We start from the raw sequence: 16,570 nt of genomic DNA, 5'->3' as shown, positions 1-16,570 counted from the left end.
CCACACCCGATGCCGCCGCCCGACGCCGCCCACCCGCCTGCGGACGGACACCTCCGGTGGCGGGACGGGCCGGGCTGGCCTTGACTGGGGCGGATCGTTGCCCCGCTGCGGGAGGACCGAGGGATGAGGTCGGTGAGGGAGGCCGCCGGCCGTTGGGGGGAGCGGCTGGCCCGGGGCCGCGGGCAGTGGGAGCGGGCACGGGTCGAGGCCGAGCGGCGCTTCCCGGTGATCACCGAGCTGACGGCCCGGCTGCTCTCCCCCGGACTGCTGGACGCCGCCACCCGGATGGCCTCCCAGATCTTCCTGACCTCCGTACCACTGCTGTTCGCGGTGGCCGCGTTCGCCCCGCCCGATGTGCGGGACCAGCTGGTGGCCTCGCTCCGCGCGCTGTTCGGCGTCTCCGGCGCCTCGGATCAGGAGCTGCGCCAGGCGCTGTACGGCACCGGGGACCTGCGAGGCACCACCGGAATCATCGGCGTGCTGATGGCACTGCTGTCGGCGACCAGTTGCAGCCGCGCGGTGGCCCGGGTCTGCGAGCACGCCTGGCGGCTGCCGAAGGCCGGTACCCGGGCGGCGGCCTGGCGGTGGCTGCTGTGGATCGTGGCCTGGCTGACGGTGCTGCTCTTCCAGGGCTCGTTGCGGGACGGTTTCGGTGTCGGCTTCTGGCTGGGCCTGCCGCTCACCTTCGCGGCGTCCTTGGTGGTCTGGTGGTGGACCACCCACCTGCTGTTGAGCGCCCGGGTCGGCTGGCTGCCGCTGCTGCCCGGCGCGCTGCTGACGGCCGCCGCGGCCACCGCGATGTCACTGACCGCCCGGGTCTACATGCCGGGCGCGCTGAACCGCAGTCTGGCCCAGTACGGTTCGCTGGGGCTGGTGCTGATACTGCTGTCCTGGCTGATCGCGCTCTGCGCCGCCGTCACCTTCTCCGTCACGGCGGGGGCGGTGCTGGCCCAGGGGCCCCCGCTGAACGTCTACCTGGGCACGCCCGCCCCGGACCCCCCGCGCACCGGCTGATCCGTCGACGCCGCCACCACCACGGAGCAGCCACCAAGCACCACCGCCGCCACCACCACCACCGTCAACGCCGGCGCAGCCGCCGTCGGACGAGCCGGCCCGTGGCAACCGGGTCCCAGGAGCCCGGGCGGTCCCGGGTCAGCGGGTAGCAGGCCAGGCCGATCAGCACGGCGCTGAAGTGGCCGATGCTGGTGTAGTCCCGGCTCTGCGCGACGCCCAGGCCGTAGAAGACCAGCACGCCGGCCACGTACAGGTACCGCCAGGGCCGCACGATCAGATAGGTGAGCACCGCGACCACCCCGGCGAGCGCGTAGCTGACGCCGTAGTCGAGGGTGTAGACGGCCCTCGGCGGGGCGATGCCGCGGTGGATCGCCCACCCGAGCAGGCCCTCGCTGAGGTAGGTCGCGCCGACGTGCGCGATCATCGCCACCGAGATCCAGCGCAGGGTGCCGAGCCAGCGTTCGGCGGGTACGTGGAAGAGGTTGTAGAGCAGGAAGTAGCTCAGCCAGCCGCCGCCCGCGATCCACAGCGCACTGGTGATCAGCACGCGCACCGGTGAGACCTGGAGGTGGTGCAGGTTGGTCGAGCGCCGTTCCAGGATCCGGTCGGCGGTCGCGCTGTCGACGTGGCGGATCACCTGTGTGGTGGCGAGCAGGATCGCCAGCCAGACGTAGGTGCCCGGGGCCCGGCGGACGTAGGTCCGGACCGCGTGCGCGAGGCGTGCCCACCAGGGGCGCCGGTGTCCGGGCGCGTTGGTGGTGCCACCGGTCATCGGCGCCTCCTCGACGGTTCCCTTCACCCTCACCCGGGGCGGCCCCCGGCGCGTCTACGCGGTGCGCCCTTCGAGTGACCGGGTCTCGCGGACGGTCTACGCACCGGCCGCCGGGGCCCAGCAACCCCCGGCGCACGTCCCGACCCAGGCCGACCCGGCGCACGGCGCCAGCCCATTCGCGGCGACCAGCACGGGCGCGGTGATCCGGCGGATCGTGGACACCGGGCCCGAGCCCGCCGCGCCGGCCGCCGTCCACGCCCTGGACCCGGCGCCGGCCGCCGTGGTGGTCCGCGCGCTGAACGCCGACCCGGCCGGGCGCCCGGCGGACGGCGCGGCGCTGCTGGAGCTGCTGACGGCCGCTCCGGCCCCGGGCGTCCCGGCACCGAACGCGAGTTCGGTCCGCGAGGAGATCACCCGGGGCTGGCGTACGCTGGCGCTCTGACCGCCCGGAACGGGCCGCCGGGGGCTGCCGGGCGGCACCACCGGGACCGCACAGCGAGGGCGACGGGCACGATGAGCGAGCGCGGCACGACGACCGCACCTGCGGGTATCGACGCCGGTCCCGGAGCTCGGCACCCGGCGCTGCGCGTGGCGGACCGACTGCGGCTGACCACGGTGTACGTGCTGCTGCTGACCGCGACGGCCTGCTGGCTGGCCGGCCAGAGCCACGGCGCCCGGGCCCGGTTCGTCCGGCACAACAGCAGCAACGTCCACCACATGGAGGTCGGCAAGTGGTGGACGATGTTCACCAGCGGGCTGGTGGTCGACGGGGTGCCCGCCTGGGCGGGCATCGCGGCGGTGGCCGTGGTGCTGGGCCTGGCCGAGTGGCGCTGGGGCCCGGCCCGGGCCGGCGCGGTCTTCGTCTTCGGCCACCTGGGCGCCACCCTGCTCACCGAGGGCGCCATGTGGGTGATGCTCACCGCCCGGATCCCGGGGGCGCTGTCCCGGGCGCGTGACGTCGGGATCAGCTACGGGCTGGTCGGCACCGCCGGCTGCCTGCTGGCCCTGGGCCCGGCCCCGCTGCGCCGGTTCGGGCTGCCCGCGCTCGGGCTGGGGCTGGCCGTGACCTGGGCGCTGGACCAGCAACTGGCCGACGCCGGGCACCTGGTGGCGCTAGGCCTCGGCGCACTGGCCGCCCGGACGCCCTGGCTGCGCATCCGGGCCCGGGCCCGGATGCCGGTCTCCGCCGCACGCTGACGGCCCTCCGACACTCCCCCCGGCGCTCCTCCCCGGGGTCTTGCGATCACCCCCACCCCGAGTAATGCTGATTACATGATTACAACCTCACCCGAAGAGCTCCGGGGGTGGTTCACCGGCCGCCTCCCCGCCGACCTGTTCACCGATCTCGTCGAGATCACCGCGGACCGCGAGGAGATCACCGTCGTCGGCCGCATCACCGAGCCCACCCTCGACCGGACGGCCTCGGACGCCGAGCGCGAAGCGGCGTCCGAGGGCCGGATCGCCGAGTTCCGCGACCGGACCAGGGACGCCCGGATCGCCGTCGCCCGGGAGGCCGAGCGCCGCTACGGCCGCAAGGTCTCCTGGGGCGCCGAGTGCGGCGACCTGAGGGGCATGTTCACCACCGTCTCCGCCCCCGTCATGACCCGGCTGCGCCAGCCCGAACGGCAGGTGCTCGACACCCTGGTGGAGGCGGGCGTCGCCCGCAGCCGCAGCGAGGCGCTCGCCTGGTGCGTCCGCCTGGTGCAGCGCCACTCCGACACCTGGCTCACCGAACTGCGCGAGTCGCTGGAGAACGTCCGCCGCCTGCGCGCCCAGGGGCCGGACGCCGACAGCGCCTCCTGACTCCTCTCCCCGGCGTCCGGCCACCCAACGCGCCTGGGAGAAAGCCGGGTTGAGGCCAGGCGACCACCGATCGGCCACGGCGAGGGGCGGCAACAGGAGCGGCCACCCCTCGCCGAGCCGATCGTATGCTCTTGCGATACTCTGCAAACCTATGCCAGAGTGCGGGCATCGGATACGCCGAATCCCCTCACACGTCGCTAAGTCAGGAGCCCGCGCCTCGCGGGTCAAGGGTGCATGCATGTCGAAGGTCTTGAGCAAGCTGCCGGTCGGTGAACGGATCGGCATCGCATTCTCCGGTGGATTGGACACCTCCGTCGCCGTCGCGTGGATGCGCGAGCACGGCGCCGTCCCCTACGCCTACACGGCCGACATCGGCCAGTACGACGAGCCGAACCTCGCCGACGTCCCGGCCCGCGGTCGCGCCTACGGCGCCGAGCAGGCCCGGCTGGTCGACTGCCGGGCGGCGCTGGTCGAGGAGGGCCTGGCCGCCCTCGCCTGCGGTGCCTTCCACATCCGCTCCGCCGGGCAGACGTACTTCAACACCACCCCGCTCGGCCGCGCCGTGACCGGCACCCTGCTGGTCCGCGCGATGCGCGAGGACGAGGTCTCCATCTGGGGCGACGGCTCCACCTACAAGGGCAACGACATCGAGCGGTTCTACCGCTACGGCCTGCTCGCCAACCCCAGCCTGCGGATCTACAAGCCGTGGCTGGACCAGCGGTTCGTCACCGAACTCGGCGGCCGCAAGGAGATGTCCGCCTGGCTCTCCGAGCGCGACCTGCCGTACCGCGACTCCGCCGAGAAGGCCTACTCCACCGACGCCAACATCTGGGGCGCCACCCACGAGGCCAAGCGGCTGGAGTACCTGGACACCTCGATGGAGATCGTCAGCCCGATCATGGGCGTGGCCTTCTGGGACCCGGCGGTCGAGATCCAGACCGAGGACGTGACGATCGAGTTCGAGTTCGGCCGTCCGGTCCGCATCAACGGCCGGGCGTTCGCCGACGCCGTCGAGCTGGTGCACGAGGCCAACCGGATCGGCGGGCGCCACGGCCTGGGCATGTCGGACCAGATCGAGAACCGCATCATCGAGGCCAAGAGTCGCGGCATCTACGAGGCCCCCGGCATGGCGCTGCTGCACACCGCCTACGAGCGGCTGCTCAACGCGATCCACAACGAGGACACCGTCGCCACCTACCACACCCAGGGCCGTCGGCTCGGGCGGCTGCTGTACGAGGGCCGCTGGTTCGACCCGCAGTCGCTGATGCTCCGCGACAGCCTCCAGCGCTGGGTCGGCCAGCCGGTCACCGGCAGCGTCACGCTGCGACTGCGCCGCGGCCAGGACTACTCGGTGCTCGACACCCAGGGCCCGAACCTCAGCTACCACCCCGAGAAGCTGTCCATGGAGCGCAGCGTCGACGCCGCGTTCGTCCCGGACGACCGCATCGGCCAGCTGACCATGCGCAACCTCGACATCGCCGACTCGCGCAGCAAGCTGGAGCAGTACGCGGTGCACGGCCAGCTGGCGCCGTGGAGCGGCCTGATCGGCGAGCTGGCGCCCGGCGGGGCGGCACCGATCGCCGCCGCCGGCCCCGACGCCGAGGCGCTGGCGGCCAAGTCCACCGCGCTCGACAGCGCTGCGATCGAGTCGGGCAACGACTGATCCGCTGCCGTGACCACGTCCGAGGGCCGCCGCACCACACCGGTGCGGCGGCCCTCGGCGGTTCCGGGCGAGCTGCGGCCGTTCCGGGCCTGAGCCCTCCGGGCCTCACCCGCACAGCGGCCCCGGCCGTGCACGGCGGCCCCGGGCGTAGCTGAATGGGGCAGACGTGTGCCCGGCGGGAGCAGGGCCCGGGCGACGGCTTCACCGGACGCCCCGGGCAGCGGCTCCACCGGAGGCGGGCCCGGACGGCGGCCCCGCCGGGCGAGCCCGGGCGACGGCGAGGAGGCGGGAGCGGGATGGGCGAGGCGGTCGGTTCGATGCTGGCGTCGGCGGTGGGCATCGCGATCAGCCCGCCGGCGCTGGTCGCGGTGGTCCTGATGCTGGCCGCACCGCGCGGGCGGACCATCGGGCTCGCCTTCGCGGCCGGCTGGGCGGCCGGCCTGGCGGCGGTGGTGGCGGTCGTGGTGGCGGCGGGCAGAGCACTGGGTTCGGGTGGCGGCCGGCCGGACTGGCCGTACTGGCTGGAGCTCGCGCTGGGCGTCCTGTTCGTCCTGATGACCTGGAAGCGGTGGCGCGACCGGCCCCGCGCGGGGCACGTCACCGCGCCGCCGAGGTGGATGCGGGAGGTGGGCCGCTTCAGCGCGGGCCGGTCGGCCGGTCTCGCGGTGGCCCTGGTCACGACCGGCCCGAAGAACCTGGCACTGGCCGTCGGCGGCGCGGCCTCGATCGCCGCCAGTACGGCCGGGATCGGCGGCACGGTGGTGGCCGCCGCGCTGATGGTGCTGATCGGCTCGCTGTGCACGCTGCTTCCGCTCGGGGTCCACCTGCTCCGCGGGGACCGCTCGGCGCGGACCCTCGGGGAGTGGAAGGCCTGGCTGGCCACCCACAGCACGGCGATCACGACCACCGTGCTGGCCGTGATCGGGGCCGAGTACGTCGGCGACGCCATCACCGGGCTCGCGTGAGCCCGCCCTCATCACCGGGCTCGCGTGAGCCGCCCCTCGGCGGCCGGCCCGCTGTCAGAGCCGCCGGGCCCCACACCACCACAGCCCTCCACCCACCAGCGCCCGGCTCACCGGATGCGCACCACCCCTCTCCCCCGCACCGACCGCAGGCCCAGCCGTCCGCCGTCCGCCCCCGGGCGCACCGCCAACACGTCCCTGAGCGTCAGCAGGATCTCGCCGTCGTAGCGCTCGGCCAGCTCCCGCGCCAGCTGCGCGGCACCGCCCGGCCCGGCGTCCGGGGCCAGGGCGGGCAGGTGGCCGGGGGCGCTGAGGTCCTCGGCCTGGGCGGCCCAGCGGGCCGCGTCCCGGGTCTCGCCCTCGGCCGCATAGTGGACGGCCAGGCAGTGCACGGCCAGCCGGTCGCCGTACTGCGTCGCGATCCGCCACCAGAAGACGCCGTCCGCGGTGCGGCCCATCCCGTAGAGCAGGCAGCCGAGGGTGCGGAAGGCCGTCTTCTCGGCGAGTTCGAGGTCCAGCGCCAGTTCGCCCGGTTCCACCGCGCCCGCCACGGTGGCGCACAGGTGCCGCAGGTCGCGTCGGAGCTCCGTCCGGCCGCCGGCCCACGGGGGCTCGCCGAAGGCGTGCGGCGGCCGGGCGTTCGCGGGCGGGCGGGCCGGGCGTTCGCGGGCAGGCGGCGCGGGCCGGCGGGCGGCGGCGAGCCGCTCGGCCAGCCGACGGGTGAAGGCGGCCGGGTCGTGGTCGCGGAACTCGCGTTCCAGCAGGGCGGCGTCCGCCCGCAGCAGTTCGGTGACCTTCACGGCGCCTGCCCGTCGTCCGGCTGCTCCAGCAGGTACTCCAGGTGGCGTCGCCCGAGGCTGTAGTAGGTGCGGGCGGTGGTGTGCGCGATGCCGAGGCTGCGGCCGATGTCCGGGTAGGACAGGCCCGCCTGGCGCAGCCGGACGACGTCGGCCTGGACCGGGGCGGCGCGCGCGAGTTCCTCCATCGCCCAGTCCAGCGCATCGAGTTCGGCGAGCTGGTCCAGTTCGTCCTGGCTGGTGTCGGGCCGGCGCTGCGCGATGACGCGCAGCCGTTTGCGTTCGGCGCGGCGGCGCTCGCGCAGGAGGTCCACCACCGCGTCCTTGACGACCTTGAAGGCGAAGGCCTGCGGGTCGGCGCTGGCCAGGGCGCGGCGCCAGTTCTTGTAGAGCGTGGCGCCCGCGTTCTGGACGGCGTCCTGCGCGTCCTCGCGATGTCGCAGGCGCTGCTGGGCGTACCGGAGGTAGCCCGGGTGCTCGCGGGTGAAGAAGGCCTCGAAGTCGGCCGGCAGCGCGCCGAGCGGGTCCGCCCGCAGGTCCCGCTTCTCGCCCGGCCCGGGGGTGTTCAGCACACGCGCCCCCCTTTCGTGGGTCAGCTGGCCGGCCCACCGGGTGGCACGCCGACGGCCCCTGGGGGCTCGTGGTGTAACCGTCCGGGCGGCCCGGGTTGTTGACCGGATCGGGCGGACAATTGGCGACCGTTTCCGTTCACTTTCGAACACCGGCGCTGACCTGCCGGTTCGGCCCCGACAGGAGCCCGGGACCCAGGCGCACGTGACCCACGTCACAGGCTGCGGGCCGTCCGACTTGACAGGGCGAATGCCGCGACTACGGCGCCGGCTCCACCACCGCCGAGTCGAGCGCGGCGGTCACCCGCTCCAGCAGTACGCGCAGCGCGGCCAGGTCCTCGACCGGCAGCCCGGTCGCGTCGAACAGCCGGCGCGGCACCTGTCCGGCCCGCTCGCGCAGGGCGGAGCCCTCGGCGGTGAGGCTGACGGTGACCGACCGCTCGTCCTCCGGGCTGCGCTCGCGCCGCACCAGTCCGGCCGCCTCCAGCCGCTTGAGCAGCGGGGAGAGCGTGCCGGAGTCGAGCCGCAGGCGCTCGCCGATCCGCTTGACGGGCAGGTCGCCGTCCTCCCAGAGCACGAGCAGGACGAGGTACTGGGGGTAGGTGAGCCCGAGGTCACGCAGCAGCACCCGGTAGACGCCACCGAAGGCCCGGGAGGCCGCGTTCAGCGAGAAGCAGATCTGCTGGTCGAGGCGGAGCAGTTCCTCGTCCGCCATGCCGGGGAGCGTGGTCATGGCTCCATGGTACCGATCACCCTCACGCCATTTAGTTGTGCGCAATTGAATTGCGTGCTCTACTTATCTCCAGAGGGCGGCCCGGGCGGCCGCCGGAACACACGAAGGGAACCGACCATGGACGCGCTCTACACCGCAGCCGCCACCGCCAACGGCCGGGAGGGCCGCGCCGTCAGCTCCGACGGGCAGCTGGACCTCGCGCTGGCGATGCCGCCCGCTCTCGGCGGCAGCGGCCAGGGCACCAACCCGGAGCAGCTGTTCGCGGCCGGCTACGCGGCCTGCTTCGCCAGCGCCCTCGGCCTGGTCGGCCGCCAGGCCCGGGTCGACACCAGCGAGGTCTCGGTCACCGCCGAGGTGTCCATCGGCAAGGACGGCGCCGGTTTCGGCCTGGCCGTCGTGCTGCGCGTCGAACTGCCCGAGGCGCTCGCGGACGGGACCGGCGAGCAGCTGGTCAAGCAGGCGCACGACGTCTGCCCGTACTCGCGCGCCACCCGCGGCAACATCCCGGTCGAGCTGGTCGTCGAATAGGCCCAGCAGGCCACGCACGCCGAGTAGGCCGAACGGGCTACGCAAACGCCGGCCAGGCCGCCACCACAGACGGGCCCGCCACACGTACCACCGTGTGGCGGGCCCGCCCGCGCCCCGGCTCAGCCGTCACCCGGCCCGTTCACCGAGCGCAGCGTGTCGAGCCTGTGCCGGTACTCCTCGGTGTCGATCTCGCCACGCGCGAACCGCTCCGCGAGCAGTTGCTCGGGCGTCGGCCCGGCCACCGCGCCGTGCGGCGCGCCCCACCCCGGCCCCGCCGCACCCGAAGCCGCCGCACCCGGACCCGCCGGGCCGTGCGGCAGCGGCCGGCGCGACCGCGACACGTACCGGAACAGGGCGATGGCGGCGAGCACCAGGACCAGCAGGACCAGCAGAGTCAAGATCGCCATCACGCCGATGCCCCAGCCACCCAGAACGTGGCCGTGTCCGTGCCAGTACCTCATCGGGACCTCCTCCTCCGGCCCCGTAGCCGGGGCCCGCCGAGGTGACCAGCGCCTCACCACCATCGTGCGCCCGCACCGGACCGAAGCGCCCTGAAGAAAGCCTGAGAAAACGTTCCGGCGCTCAGCGCCCGGCCCACCGGGGTAGCGTTGCCGCCCATGAACCACCACCCGCCGGCCGACGACCGCTCGCCCGAGCAGCTCGTCGCGGCCGGGGTGCTGCGGCGCCACGGGGACCACCGCCCCCACCCCGCGCTCGGCCACTCCCCGATCAGCTACGTCTCCACCGCGCTCTGGGCCGAACTCACCGTGCTCGCCATCGCACCGCCCGCGGCCGAAGCGACCGCCACCGCCCTGTTGCGCGCCATCGCCGCACGCGCCGTGGACGCGGCCCTGGCCCCCGGCAACGAACGCGCCCCGCGCGACGACCTGTACGTGGCCCACCCCGCGCACATCGGTGCGCACCGCCGGACGGTCTGGTTCCAGCGCTCCGGCCCGCGCGGCCCGGTCACCGCCACCTTCGCCCCGTGAGACGGGACGCTCAGCGCTCGACCTGAAGGCTGTGGCAGACCCAGCTGAGCCGGTCCGGCCCCTGCAGCGGCGGCCGGTCGTGGTACGTGCCGTCCGCGACCGACAGGTTGACGATCAGGTACGCCTGCCAGGCGGGACCGACCCCGTGCAGGTCCGCGTAGACCAGCTCGTCCCCGACGTACCAGTCCACCGAGTTCGCGCCGAGCACGACCCGCAGGTCGAAGGTCGCCCCGGGTGCGATCCCCGAGCCGGCGCCGTGCCAGTACCGGTACCCGCCCCGGACGTGGTTGGAGAACTCCAACAGGTCCGGATGGTCGGGGTGGTACTCGAAGAGGTCGACCTCGTTGCCGCCGCCCCGCCAGGTCCAGACGGCCGGCCAGGCACCCAGCCCGACGGGCAGCGTGATGCGTGCCGACAGTTGGTCGCCGGTGCGGGCCTGGAAGCCGTCCGGACTGCCCTCGGTGGTGAGCAGGTTGCACGTCCAGAGCCCGCCGACGAGCCGCCGGGTGGCGCTGAACACGCCGCCCGGGCAGTAGCCGCGGCCGAGATAGTCGAGCTTGTGGTCGCTCCGGTTGGTCGGCCCCATCCGGGGGTAGGCACTGCTGCGCCCGGCGGTCCACTGTCTGGCCGAAGTGAAGTCCGCGTCGAACACGACCGCCACGGCCGCCTCCCCTGTGCTCCGGCGCCCCGGCAGTTCGACCCGCCAGGCACACAGGGTGAGTTACCCGATACGCTCCGCAGTATGCGGAGCGGAAAGCCTGGGCCGGAGCAGCGCGCAGCGGTCGGATCGCAGGATCTCGGGATCGACGGATCGACGGATCGACGGATCAGCCCACCGGAGCGGCCGTCCCGCCCGCACCGAGCCGGTCGGTGACCGAGACCACGCCGTCGACCGAGCGGCACAGGTTGAGCACGATCGGGACCAGGTACGGCTCGGGCACCGTACCGCTGAGCACCACCCGGCCCTGATCGACCTCGACGCCGATCTCCGCCGGGCTCACCCCGTCGATCCGGCCGAGCACCTCCTCGACGATCTCCCGCCGGATCACCACGTCCTCGCGTAGGAAGACCCGCAGCAGGTCCCCGCGGCTGACCATGCCGGTCACCCGCCCGTCCTCGTCCAGCACCGGCAGCCGCTTCAGCCCGTGCCGGCTCATCAACCGGGCCGCCGCGACCACGCTGGTCCCGGGGGTCGTGCAGACCGGCTGCCCGGTCATCAGGTCGGCCGCGGTCACGGCACCGCCCGGGCCGGCCTGCGCCGCCTCGGGGGCTGGCAACAGAGCGCCCGGATCCTCCTGCGCGGCCAGCGTGCGCAGCAGGTCGGCCTCGGAGACGATCCCGAGCGGCCGCCCCTCCGCGTCCACCACCGGCACCCCGGTGATGTCGTACTCGGTCAGCAGCGCGACGATCTCCCGGAAGCCGGTCTCGGGCGCAACCCGGACCACGGGGCTGGTCATCACAGATTCGACGGTGGCATGCCGCACGCCGGTTCACCTCGTCCACGACACTCTTGCGGCCGGGCGCGGATCGTCCCGACCGGTACCGGCAGCATCGCGCCCGGTGGCACGGGCCGCCAGGGGCCAAGGGGCTGAACGGGTGGGACCTTGGGCCCGCCCGCCGAACGCGGATCCGACACCGTGCCGAACCACCGCCTGCCCGGCGCCTCGCCGAAACCACCGACCCTGCGATCCGGCGACCCGGTGACCCGGACGGCGCAACCATCACATGATCGACTCGTTGGACCGTCCACCACGACAGCACGAACGGCATCCGGGGAGGGCACGTTGGCAGGACGGACGATGGGCGCGGCATCGTCGGCGCAGGGCGCCGCGGCGCGCCCGGTGGCCCAGGCCGAAGCCGCGCTGGTGCGCCACTACCGCCGGCTGGCCCGGCTGGCGTACCTCGCGCTGCCCGCCGACCGGGACCGGCACAGCCGGGTGCTGGCCGCGCACGCGACCGTCCAGCGCGCCCTGCCCTCCCGCTGGACCCGCCCGGCCGGTCCGCCGGCGGCGGACGAGGACCCGGTGTACGCCGCACTGCGCCTGCGGGTGCTGCGCGCCGCGCTGCGGCCGCACCCCGCGCGGCGGCTGCCCGCTCCCCGGATCTGGGGACTGCGGCTGTTCACCCCGCACGGCGGCGAGGAGGACGCGGCGCTGGACCGCGCACTCGCGGCCCTCGACGCCCCCGCCCGGGCGGCCTTCGCCCTACGCGCGGTGGAGGGGCTGACGCCGGAGCAGACGGCCGGGGCGCTGCGACGGGCCGGGGTCGAGCACCCCGAGGAGGCCGTCGCGGCGGCGGCCGGCGTGACCGCCGGGGCGGACCCGGAGCCCCCCGCCTTCGACCCGTGCGCGGTGCGGGTCCAGCCCACCGACCTGCTGCGCCGCCGCCGGACGTGGAGCGCCGCGCTGCTGGTCGGCCTGCTCGGACTCAGCACGACGGCGGCCGTGGTGGCCGACTCCGGGCCGGCCGCGCCCGTGGCCCGCCCCGCGCCCGCCCCGTCCGGCACCGCGGCCGACCCGGCCCGCCTGACCCGGGTCGAGCCGGACCGGTGGCAGCACACCGCGCGGGTCGACTTCACCGCCTGGCCCGCCCGCGGCGACCGCCGCGACGACGGCGCGCTGCTCGGCCGCGCCCTGGCCGCCTGGGAGCGGCCCGGCCCGCAGACCCGCGGCGAGCCGGGCGTGGACGCCACGCCGCCCGTCGCCCCGCCGGCCCTGCTGTTCGCCGGGACGGTCGACGGCACCGCCCTGGTGGTGCTGTTCGACGGCCGGCGGCTCGCCCGCTACGCCGACGGGCGCGACGGCGGCCTGGACCTCGCCCGGGCCGACGACTCGGACGTGACCACGGCGGGCGCGGTGGTGCTGCGTCGCCAGGGCACCGCCGTGCGCTATCTGCTGGCCCCCTGGGTGGACGCCGCCGAGACCCGCCGGATCGACCAACCCGACTCCCCCGCGCGGCCGTTGGACCACCCTGACGGGGTCACGGCGGCGGTCCCGGGCGGCGGGCTCGCGGACTGCCACGGCGCCACGGTTCTCCAGCTGCACTCCTCCCCCGCCATCGCCGAGAAGCACGCCTTCCTGCTGACCGACCTCGGCGGGCTCGTCCCCGCGCACCTCACCTACTCCCCGCCGCCGGACCGCGCCCAGCCGGCCCGCGAGCCGCGCGAGGCCACCGGCCAGGACGCGCTGCTGGCCTGGGCCCGCGCGGGCTGCGCCGTCCCGGACGGCACGCCGGGCGTCAAGCAGCTCAACCTGTGGGCCTTCGCGGTGCAGCCGCTGCCGCAGAACGCGGGCTCGGCGTCCTGGGTCTGCCTGCGCGCCGACCGCTGGACCGGTGAGGGCAGCGCCGCCACCGCCGTCCTGCTGCCGACCGCCCGCGGCCCGCAGCGCACCGGCGGCGGCCCGGGGCGGGCGTGCAGCCGGTTCGAGCAGGACGTCGTCGGCTGGGCCTGGTGGCGCTCCCCGCAGGGAGCGGAGTTCCTGCTCGCGGCGGGCAGCCGGCGGGTCACCCGGCTCGCCGTCAAGGGCCCGGACTGGTCCGCCGACCGGCCCGTCCCGGACCACACGCTGGCCGTCGAGCGCCCGGCCCGGGCGACCGTCCAGGTGGAGGCGGCCCTGGACGGCGGCACCCGGATCAGCCCGCCGCGCTGAACCGGCCGGCCGACTCGCGCGCGTACTCCGGCAGCTCGTCGCCCGGCAGCTCGCTCTTCGGCAGCTCGTCGCACGGCAGCTCGCTCTTCGGCAGCTCGTAGTCCGGCAGCTCGACGCTGGAGACCTGCTTGCCGAGCTCCAGCATCCGGTTCAGCACCCAGCGCCGGTTCAGCAGCCCGTTGCGCACGCGCAGGCCGGTGGCGGTGCGCGGCGCCAGGAACGGTCCGGTGCGGTCCCCGCCCTTCTGGCAGCCCTCGGCGTAGCCGCGCAGCAGCCGCTCGTACCGGGCGAAGGCGGTGCGGTGGTCGCCGCGGGCCCGGGCCAGTTCGCCGGCCAGGACGTACGCGGCCACCACGGCGGTGCCGGTGCCCATGCCGCCGATGGTGGCGCCGCAGGCCGCGTCGCCGAGCAGGGCGATCCGGCCGCTGGACCAGGTGGGGACGTCGGTGCGGCTGATCGAGTCGAAGTAGAGCTCGGGGGCGTGCCGCAGGCTCTCCAGCAGGCGCGGCACCTCCCAGCCGAGGCCCGCGAAGGCGTCCCGCACCAGGGCCTTCTGCTGCTCCGGGCCATGGCGGTCGTAGCGCAGTTCGGGCGAGGCGAAGAGGCAGAAGGCGCCCGCGCGGGCCGGGTCGCGGTGGTCGGCGCCGATCGAGGCGAGCCGGCCGGGGACGTTGAGGCCGACCGAACCGGGCGCCAGGCCGAGGTCGTTGGGGAACTGCCAGGTGGCCGCGTAGTAGCCGAGGTGTCGGACGTAGCGCTGCTCGGGGCCGAAGGCGAGCCGGCGGACGTTGGAGTGCAGCCCGTCGGCGCCGATCACCAGGTCGAACTCGCGCGGCGCGCCGTGCCGGAAGGCGGCCCGCACACCGCTCGGGGTCTCCTCCAGGGCGGTGATGGAGTCGCCGAAGACGTACTCGGCGCGGGCGCGGCTGTGCCGGTACAGCAGCTGGGCGAGTTCGCCGCGCGGGATCTCCAGCTCGCCGCCCGCGAACTCGGCGGGCAGGTGCAGGAGTCGACGGCCGTCTGCGCCGAGGAAGGTCATCGGGCTGCCGCCGGTGTCGAGCGCGCGCAGTTCGTCGAGGACGCCCATCCGCTCCAGCACCGTCAGGTGGGTGCGGCCGCGGAAGTCGACGTTCTGGCCGCCGCCGCGCAGCGCCGGGGCGAGTTCGACGACGGTGACCTCGAAGCCGTACCGGCCGAGCCAGTGGGCCAGGGCGGGGCCGGCGATGCTCGCGCCCGAGATCAGGACCTTGGTGCTCATGGGAACCACTCCGTCCGAGAGGGTCGAGAAACTGTGTCCGGTGGATACCGTTTTCTGCTGTGTACGGTAGACGCAGTTAGGTCGGACGAGCAACCCCCAGAACGGGAGCGGACTGTGAGCGAGGCGGCGAACGACATGGTGCGGCTGCTCTGGGGCCCCCCGGCCAAGCCCACCCGCGGGCCGAAACCGGCCCTCAGCCTGGAGCGGATCGCGGCGGCGGGCGTCGAGATCGCGGACGCCGAAGGCCTGGGCGCGGTCTCGATGCAGAAGGTCGCCGGGCTGCTCGACTTCACCAAGATGTCGCTCTACCGCTACGTGCCCGGCAAGGCCGAACTCGTCGCCCTGATGGTCGAGGCCGCCGTCGGCGAGCCCCCGCAGGGCCGGCACGCCCACGACTGGCGGGCCCAACTCGCCGCCTGGGCACACCACTTGACCGAGTCGTTCGGCCGCCACCCGTGGCTGCTCGATGCCACCGTCGGCCCCCGGGTGATGGGCCCGAAGGAACTCACCTGGCTGGAACGGGTGGTGACCGCCCTCGACGGCCACGGACTGACCGGCCCCGAGCGGATGGACGCCGCCGTCCTGCTCGCCGGACACGTCCGCAGCATCGCCCAGCAGTCCCGCGCCGCCGGGCCCGACGGCTCCCCCGAAGCCGAACTCCTCACCGCCCTCGGCACACTGGTGCACCAGCACGCCGACCGCTACCCCGCCCTGGCCGCCGCCATGACCGGGGAGGACGGGCGCGACCAGGCCCTGGACTTCGGCCTGGACCGCATCCTGGACGGCCTCGCCGCCCTGATCACCCGCCGAACGGGCACCGCCTGACGCCACCTGCCCCGCCGCGCCTCGCGAGGAAATCCGATGGGCCTGCGTTCGGTCAGCCGCTAGCATCCCGGACCATGGCGATGTTCGTGCACCTGACCACCGCGGCGAACGCGCCGCGGATCCGCCGTGCCGGGATCCGGGCCGACAGCCGGGGGCAGGGCGGGGTGCGCGGGCTGTACTGCTTCCCGGTACTGCCCTCGTACCCGCTGACCCACCAGTGGCTGCGCGAACTGGCCCGGTTCGGCACCGGGGGCTCGCTGGTCGCGGTGCACCTCCGGCTGGACGACGCACAGCAGGTGCTGACCGGGCACTACCGGGACCGCGCGAGGGGCGCCCAGCAGTGGGTGCCCGCCGCCGAGGCGGTGCGGCGGGTCGCCGAACTGGCGGACCCGCGCGGCTGGGAGGTGTTCGTGCCGCGCGCGGTGGGCGCCCGCGAGGTCCACCGGATCCGCGGCGTGCCGCAGGTCGCCGGCTGGCGCTACCAGCCGAACGCCCACGGCACCCGGCCGTGCCCCTGCATGGGCTGCCAGCCCGTCGGCGGGTACGGCAGCCGTCGGCTGCGCGAGCGCCACCAGCACCCGCTGGACGCCCCGCCGCCGCCCGTGCCCGTCCTGCTCGCCCGGATCGAGGCCGCCGGCGAGCCGGGCGACCCCGCCGAACTGCTCGCCGCCCTGCAGAGCTTCGGGCGCCGCCGCCGCGGCCCACTGGACCGCCTCGCCCGGTTGGCCGCCCACCCGGACCCGGCCGTGCGCGAGGAACTGGTGTGGGCCGTCGCCGGCTGGTCCACCCCGGGCGTCGCCGCCCTGCTCGACGGCCTCGCGAACGACCCGCACCCGGACGTCCGCGAGGCCGTCGAGGCGGCGCTGGAGCGCTGAGGGCCGGCCGTCAGGAGACGCGCTTCGCTGCCAGGAGTCGTCGGTGAAGCTCGGGACCGAGCAGGCGCGGCCGGAGCCGTAGAAGCTCCCGACGTGCCCGTTCGGCCGATCCGGGCGATCATGGGACGAACC

19 protein-coding genes are annotated in these 16,570 nt (G+C 75.0%); 11 read left to right on the top strand and 8 right to left on the bottom strand.

What is annotated here, in order from left to right; all coding sequences use genetic code 11:
* Positions 1–123 precede the first annotated feature (123 nt).
* A complete protein-coding gene (locus tag AC07AL_RS22085) occupies positions 124–1,014 on the top strand; it encodes a YhjD/YihY/BrkB family envelope integrity protein (protein WP_363582637.1) in 891 nt (296 codons plus the stop codon).
* A gap of 64 nt (positions 1,015–1,078) precedes the next feature.
* On the opposite strand, the gene AC07AL_RS22080 is transcribed toward AC07AL_RS22085, so the two are convergent.
* Entirely contained in the window at positions 1,079–1,786 is a 708-nt protein-coding gene (locus AC07AL_RS22080) for a rhomboid-like protein (protein ID WP_363582635.1), read from the bottom strand.
* Between AC07AL_RS22080 and AC07AL_RS22075 the strand changes: the two genes are divergently transcribed.
* The 5 genes from AC07AL_RS22075 to AC07AL_RS22055 all read left to right on the top strand — a co-directional run bounded on the left by AC07AL_RS22075 (position 1,773) and on the right by AC07AL_RS22055 (position 6,217).
* Positions 1,773–2,228, top strand: coding sequence for a protein kinase family protein (locus tag AC07AL_RS22075; RefSeq protein ID WP_400805756.1), 456 nt, complete (start codon positions 1,773–1,775; stop codon positions 2,226–2,228). The genes AC07AL_RS22080 and AC07AL_RS22075 overlap by 14 nt on opposite strands.
* A 146-nt stretch (positions 2,229–2,374) precedes the next feature.
* Complete coding sequence (locus AC07AL_RS22070; protein WP_363582631.1) at positions 2,375–2,983, top strand: rhomboid-like protein; 609 nt, start codon at positions 2,375–2,377, stop codon at positions 2,981–2,983.
* Between the two features lie 75 nt (positions 2,984–3,058).
* On the top strand, positions 3,059–3,589 hold the full coding sequence (locus tag AC07AL_RS22065; protein WP_363582629.1) for a hypothetical protein: 531 nt from the start codon (positions 3,059–3,061) through the stop codon (positions 3,587–3,589).
* A 238-nt stretch (positions 3,590–3,827) separates the two neighbouring features.
* Complete coding sequence (argG, locus tag AC07AL_RS22060; RefSeq protein ID WP_063350707.1) at positions 3,828–5,252, top strand: argininosuccinate synthase; 1,425 nt, start codon at positions 3,828–3,830, stop codon at positions 5,250–5,252.
* 296 nt (positions 5,253–5,548) lie between these two features.
* Positions 5,549–6,217 carry a GAP family protein gene (locus AC07AL_RS22055; RefSeq protein WP_363582627.1) on the top strand — a complete coding sequence of 223 codons (669 nt, stop codon included), beginning with the start codon at positions 5,549–5,551 and terminating at the stop codon, positions 6,215–6,217.
* 107 nt (positions 6,218–6,324) lie between these two features.
* Here the strand turns inward: AC07AL_RS22055 and AC07AL_RS22050 are convergent, their stop codons facing one another.
* The 3 genes from AC07AL_RS22050 to AC07AL_RS22040 form a co-directional block, all read right to left on the bottom strand.
* Entirely contained in the window at positions 6,325–7,014 is a 690-nt protein-coding gene (locus AC07AL_RS22050) for a hypothetical protein (protein WP_363582625.1), read from the bottom strand.
* Complete coding sequence (locus AC07AL_RS22045; protein ID WP_350882705.1) at positions 7,011–7,583, bottom strand: RNA polymerase sigma factor; 573 nt, start codon at positions 7,581–7,583, stop codon at positions 7,011–7,013. The genes AC07AL_RS22050 and AC07AL_RS22045 overlap by 4 nt, the downstream gene beginning before the upstream one ends.
* 256 nt (positions 7,584–7,839) lie before the next feature.
* Positions 7,840–8,313, bottom strand: coding sequence for a MarR family winged helix-turn-helix transcriptional regulator (locus AC07AL_RS22040; protein WP_363582623.1), 474 nt, complete (start codon positions 8,311–8,313; stop codon positions 7,840–7,842).
* 117 nt (positions 8,314–8,430) lie between these two features.
* On the opposite strand from AC07AL_RS22040, the gene AC07AL_RS22035 reads away from it, so the two are divergent.
* Positions 8,431–8,841: an organic hydroperoxide resistance protein gene (locus AC07AL_RS22035; RefSeq protein ID WP_363582621.1), complete on the top strand. Its 411-nt coding sequence runs from the start codon at positions 8,431–8,433 to the stop codon at positions 8,839–8,841.
* 119 nt (positions 8,842–8,960) lie between these two features.
* On the opposite strand, the gene AC07AL_RS22030 is transcribed toward AC07AL_RS22035, so the two are convergent.
* On the bottom strand, positions 8,961–9,302 hold the full coding sequence (locus AC07AL_RS22030) for an SHOCT domain-containing protein (protein WP_363582619.1): 342 nt from the start codon (positions 9,300–9,302) through the stop codon (positions 8,961–8,963).
* A 156-nt stretch (positions 9,303–9,458) separates the two neighbouring features.
* Between AC07AL_RS22030 and AC07AL_RS22025 the strand changes: the two genes are divergently transcribed.
* Positions 9,459–9,830 carry a hypothetical protein gene (locus AC07AL_RS22025; protein WP_363582617.1) on the top strand — a complete coding sequence of 124 codons (372 nt, stop codon included), beginning with the start codon at positions 9,459–9,461 and terminating at the stop codon, positions 9,828–9,830.
* A 10-nt stretch (positions 9,831–9,840) separates the two neighbouring features.
* Here AC07AL_RS22025 and AC07AL_RS22020 read toward each other — a convergent pair whose 3' ends face one another.
* Entirely contained in the window at positions 9,841–10,491 is a 651-nt protein-coding gene (locus tag AC07AL_RS22020) for a LamG domain-containing protein (RefSeq protein ID WP_363582615.1), read from the bottom strand.
* Positions 10,492–10,657: 166 nt separating this feature from the next.
* Positions 10,658–11,287 carry a CBS domain-containing protein gene (locus AC07AL_RS22015; protein ID WP_363582613.1) on the bottom strand — a complete coding sequence of 210 codons (630 nt, stop codon included), beginning with the start codon at positions 11,285–11,287 and terminating at the stop codon, positions 10,658–10,660.
* A 327-nt stretch (positions 11,288–11,614) separates the two neighbouring features.
* Between AC07AL_RS22015 and AC07AL_RS22010 the strand changes: the two genes are divergently transcribed.
* A complete protein-coding gene (locus AC07AL_RS22010; protein WP_478317973.1) occupies positions 11,615–13,480 on the top strand; it encodes a hypothetical protein in 1,866 nt (621 codons plus the stop codon).
* Here the strand turns inward: AC07AL_RS22010 and AC07AL_RS22005 are convergent.
* Positions 13,464–14,738, bottom strand: a complete 1,275-nt coding sequence (locus AC07AL_RS22005) for an FAD-dependent monooxygenase (RefSeq protein ID WP_478317972.1) — start codon at positions 14,736–14,738, stop codon at positions 13,464–13,466. The two genes, AC07AL_RS22010 and AC07AL_RS22005, sit on opposite strands and share 17 nt — an antisense overlap.
* 135 nt (positions 14,739–14,873) lie before the next feature.
* Between AC07AL_RS22005 and AC07AL_RS22000 the strand changes: the two genes are divergently transcribed.
* Complete coding sequence (locus tag AC07AL_RS22000) at positions 14,874–15,563, top strand: TetR/AcrR family transcriptional regulator (RefSeq protein ID WP_478317982.1); 690 nt, start codon at positions 14,874–14,876, stop codon at positions 15,561–15,563.
* A gap of 74 nt (positions 15,564–15,637) precedes the next feature.
* Positions 15,638–16,438: a HEAT repeat domain-containing protein gene (locus AC07AL_RS21995; RefSeq protein ID WP_363582605.1), complete on the top strand. Its 801-nt coding sequence runs from the start codon at positions 15,638–15,640 to the stop codon at positions 16,436–16,438.
* Positions 16,439–16,570: the final 132 nt, after the last annotated feature.

Source organism: Kitasatospora sp. NPDC043949, from assembly GCF_056435365.1.
Note: the sequence above shows the minus strand (reverse complement) of the source record. Positions and strands in the feature narration are given on the sequence as shown.

Bases quoted from the DNA above. Each gene is read 5' to 3' on its own strand.
- AC07AL_RS22085 (WP_363582637.1), top strand. From the start codon at position 124: ATGAGGTCGGTGAGGGAGGCCGCCGGCCGTTGGGGGGAGCGGCTGGCC.
- AC07AL_RS22080 (WP_363582635.1), bottom strand. From the start codon at position 1,786: ATGACCGGTGGCACCACCAACGCGCCCGGACACCGGCGCCCCTGGTGG.
- AC07AL_RS22065 (WP_363582629.1), top strand. From the start codon at position 3,059: ATGATTACAACCTCACCCGAAGAGCTCCGGGGGTGGTTCACCGGCCGC.
- argG (WP_063350707.1), top strand. From the start codon at position 3,828: ATGTCGAAGGTCTTGAGCAAGCTGCCGGTCGGTGAACGGATCGGCATC.
- AC07AL_RS22055 (WP_363582627.1), top strand. From the start codon at position 5,549: ATGGGCGAGGCGGTCGGTTCGATGCTGGCGTCGGCGGTGGGCATCGCG.
- AC07AL_RS22040 (WP_363582623.1), bottom strand. From the start codon at position 8,313: ATGACCACGCTCCCCGGCATGGCGGACGAGGAACTGCTCCGCCTCGAC.
- AC07AL_RS22035 (WP_363582621.1), top strand. From the start codon at position 8,431: ATGGACGCGCTCTACACCGCAGCCGCCACCGCCAACGGCCGGGAGGGC.
- AC07AL_RS22030 (WP_363582619.1), bottom strand. From the start codon at position 9,302: ATGAGGTACTGGCACGGACACGGCCACGTTCTGGGTGGCTGGGGCATC.
- AC07AL_RS22025 (WP_363582617.1), top strand. From the start codon at position 9,459: ATGAACCACCACCCGCCGGCCGACGACCGCTCGCCCGAGCAGCTCGTC.
- AC07AL_RS22015 (WP_363582613.1), bottom strand. From the start codon at position 11,287: ATGACCAGCCCCGTGGTCCGGGTTGCGCCCGAGACCGGCTTCCGGGAG.
- AC07AL_RS22005 (WP_478317972.1), bottom strand. From the start codon at position 14,738: ATGAGCACCAAGGTCCTGATCTCGGGCGCGAGCATCGCCGGCCCCGCC.
- AC07AL_RS22000 (WP_478317982.1), top strand. From the start codon at position 14,874: ATGGTGCGGCTGCTCTGGGGCCCCCCGGCCAAGCCCACCCGCGGGCCG.
- AC07AL_RS21995 (WP_363582605.1), top strand. From the start codon at position 15,638: ATGGCGATGTTCGTGCACCTGACCACCGCGGCGAACGCGCCGCGGATC.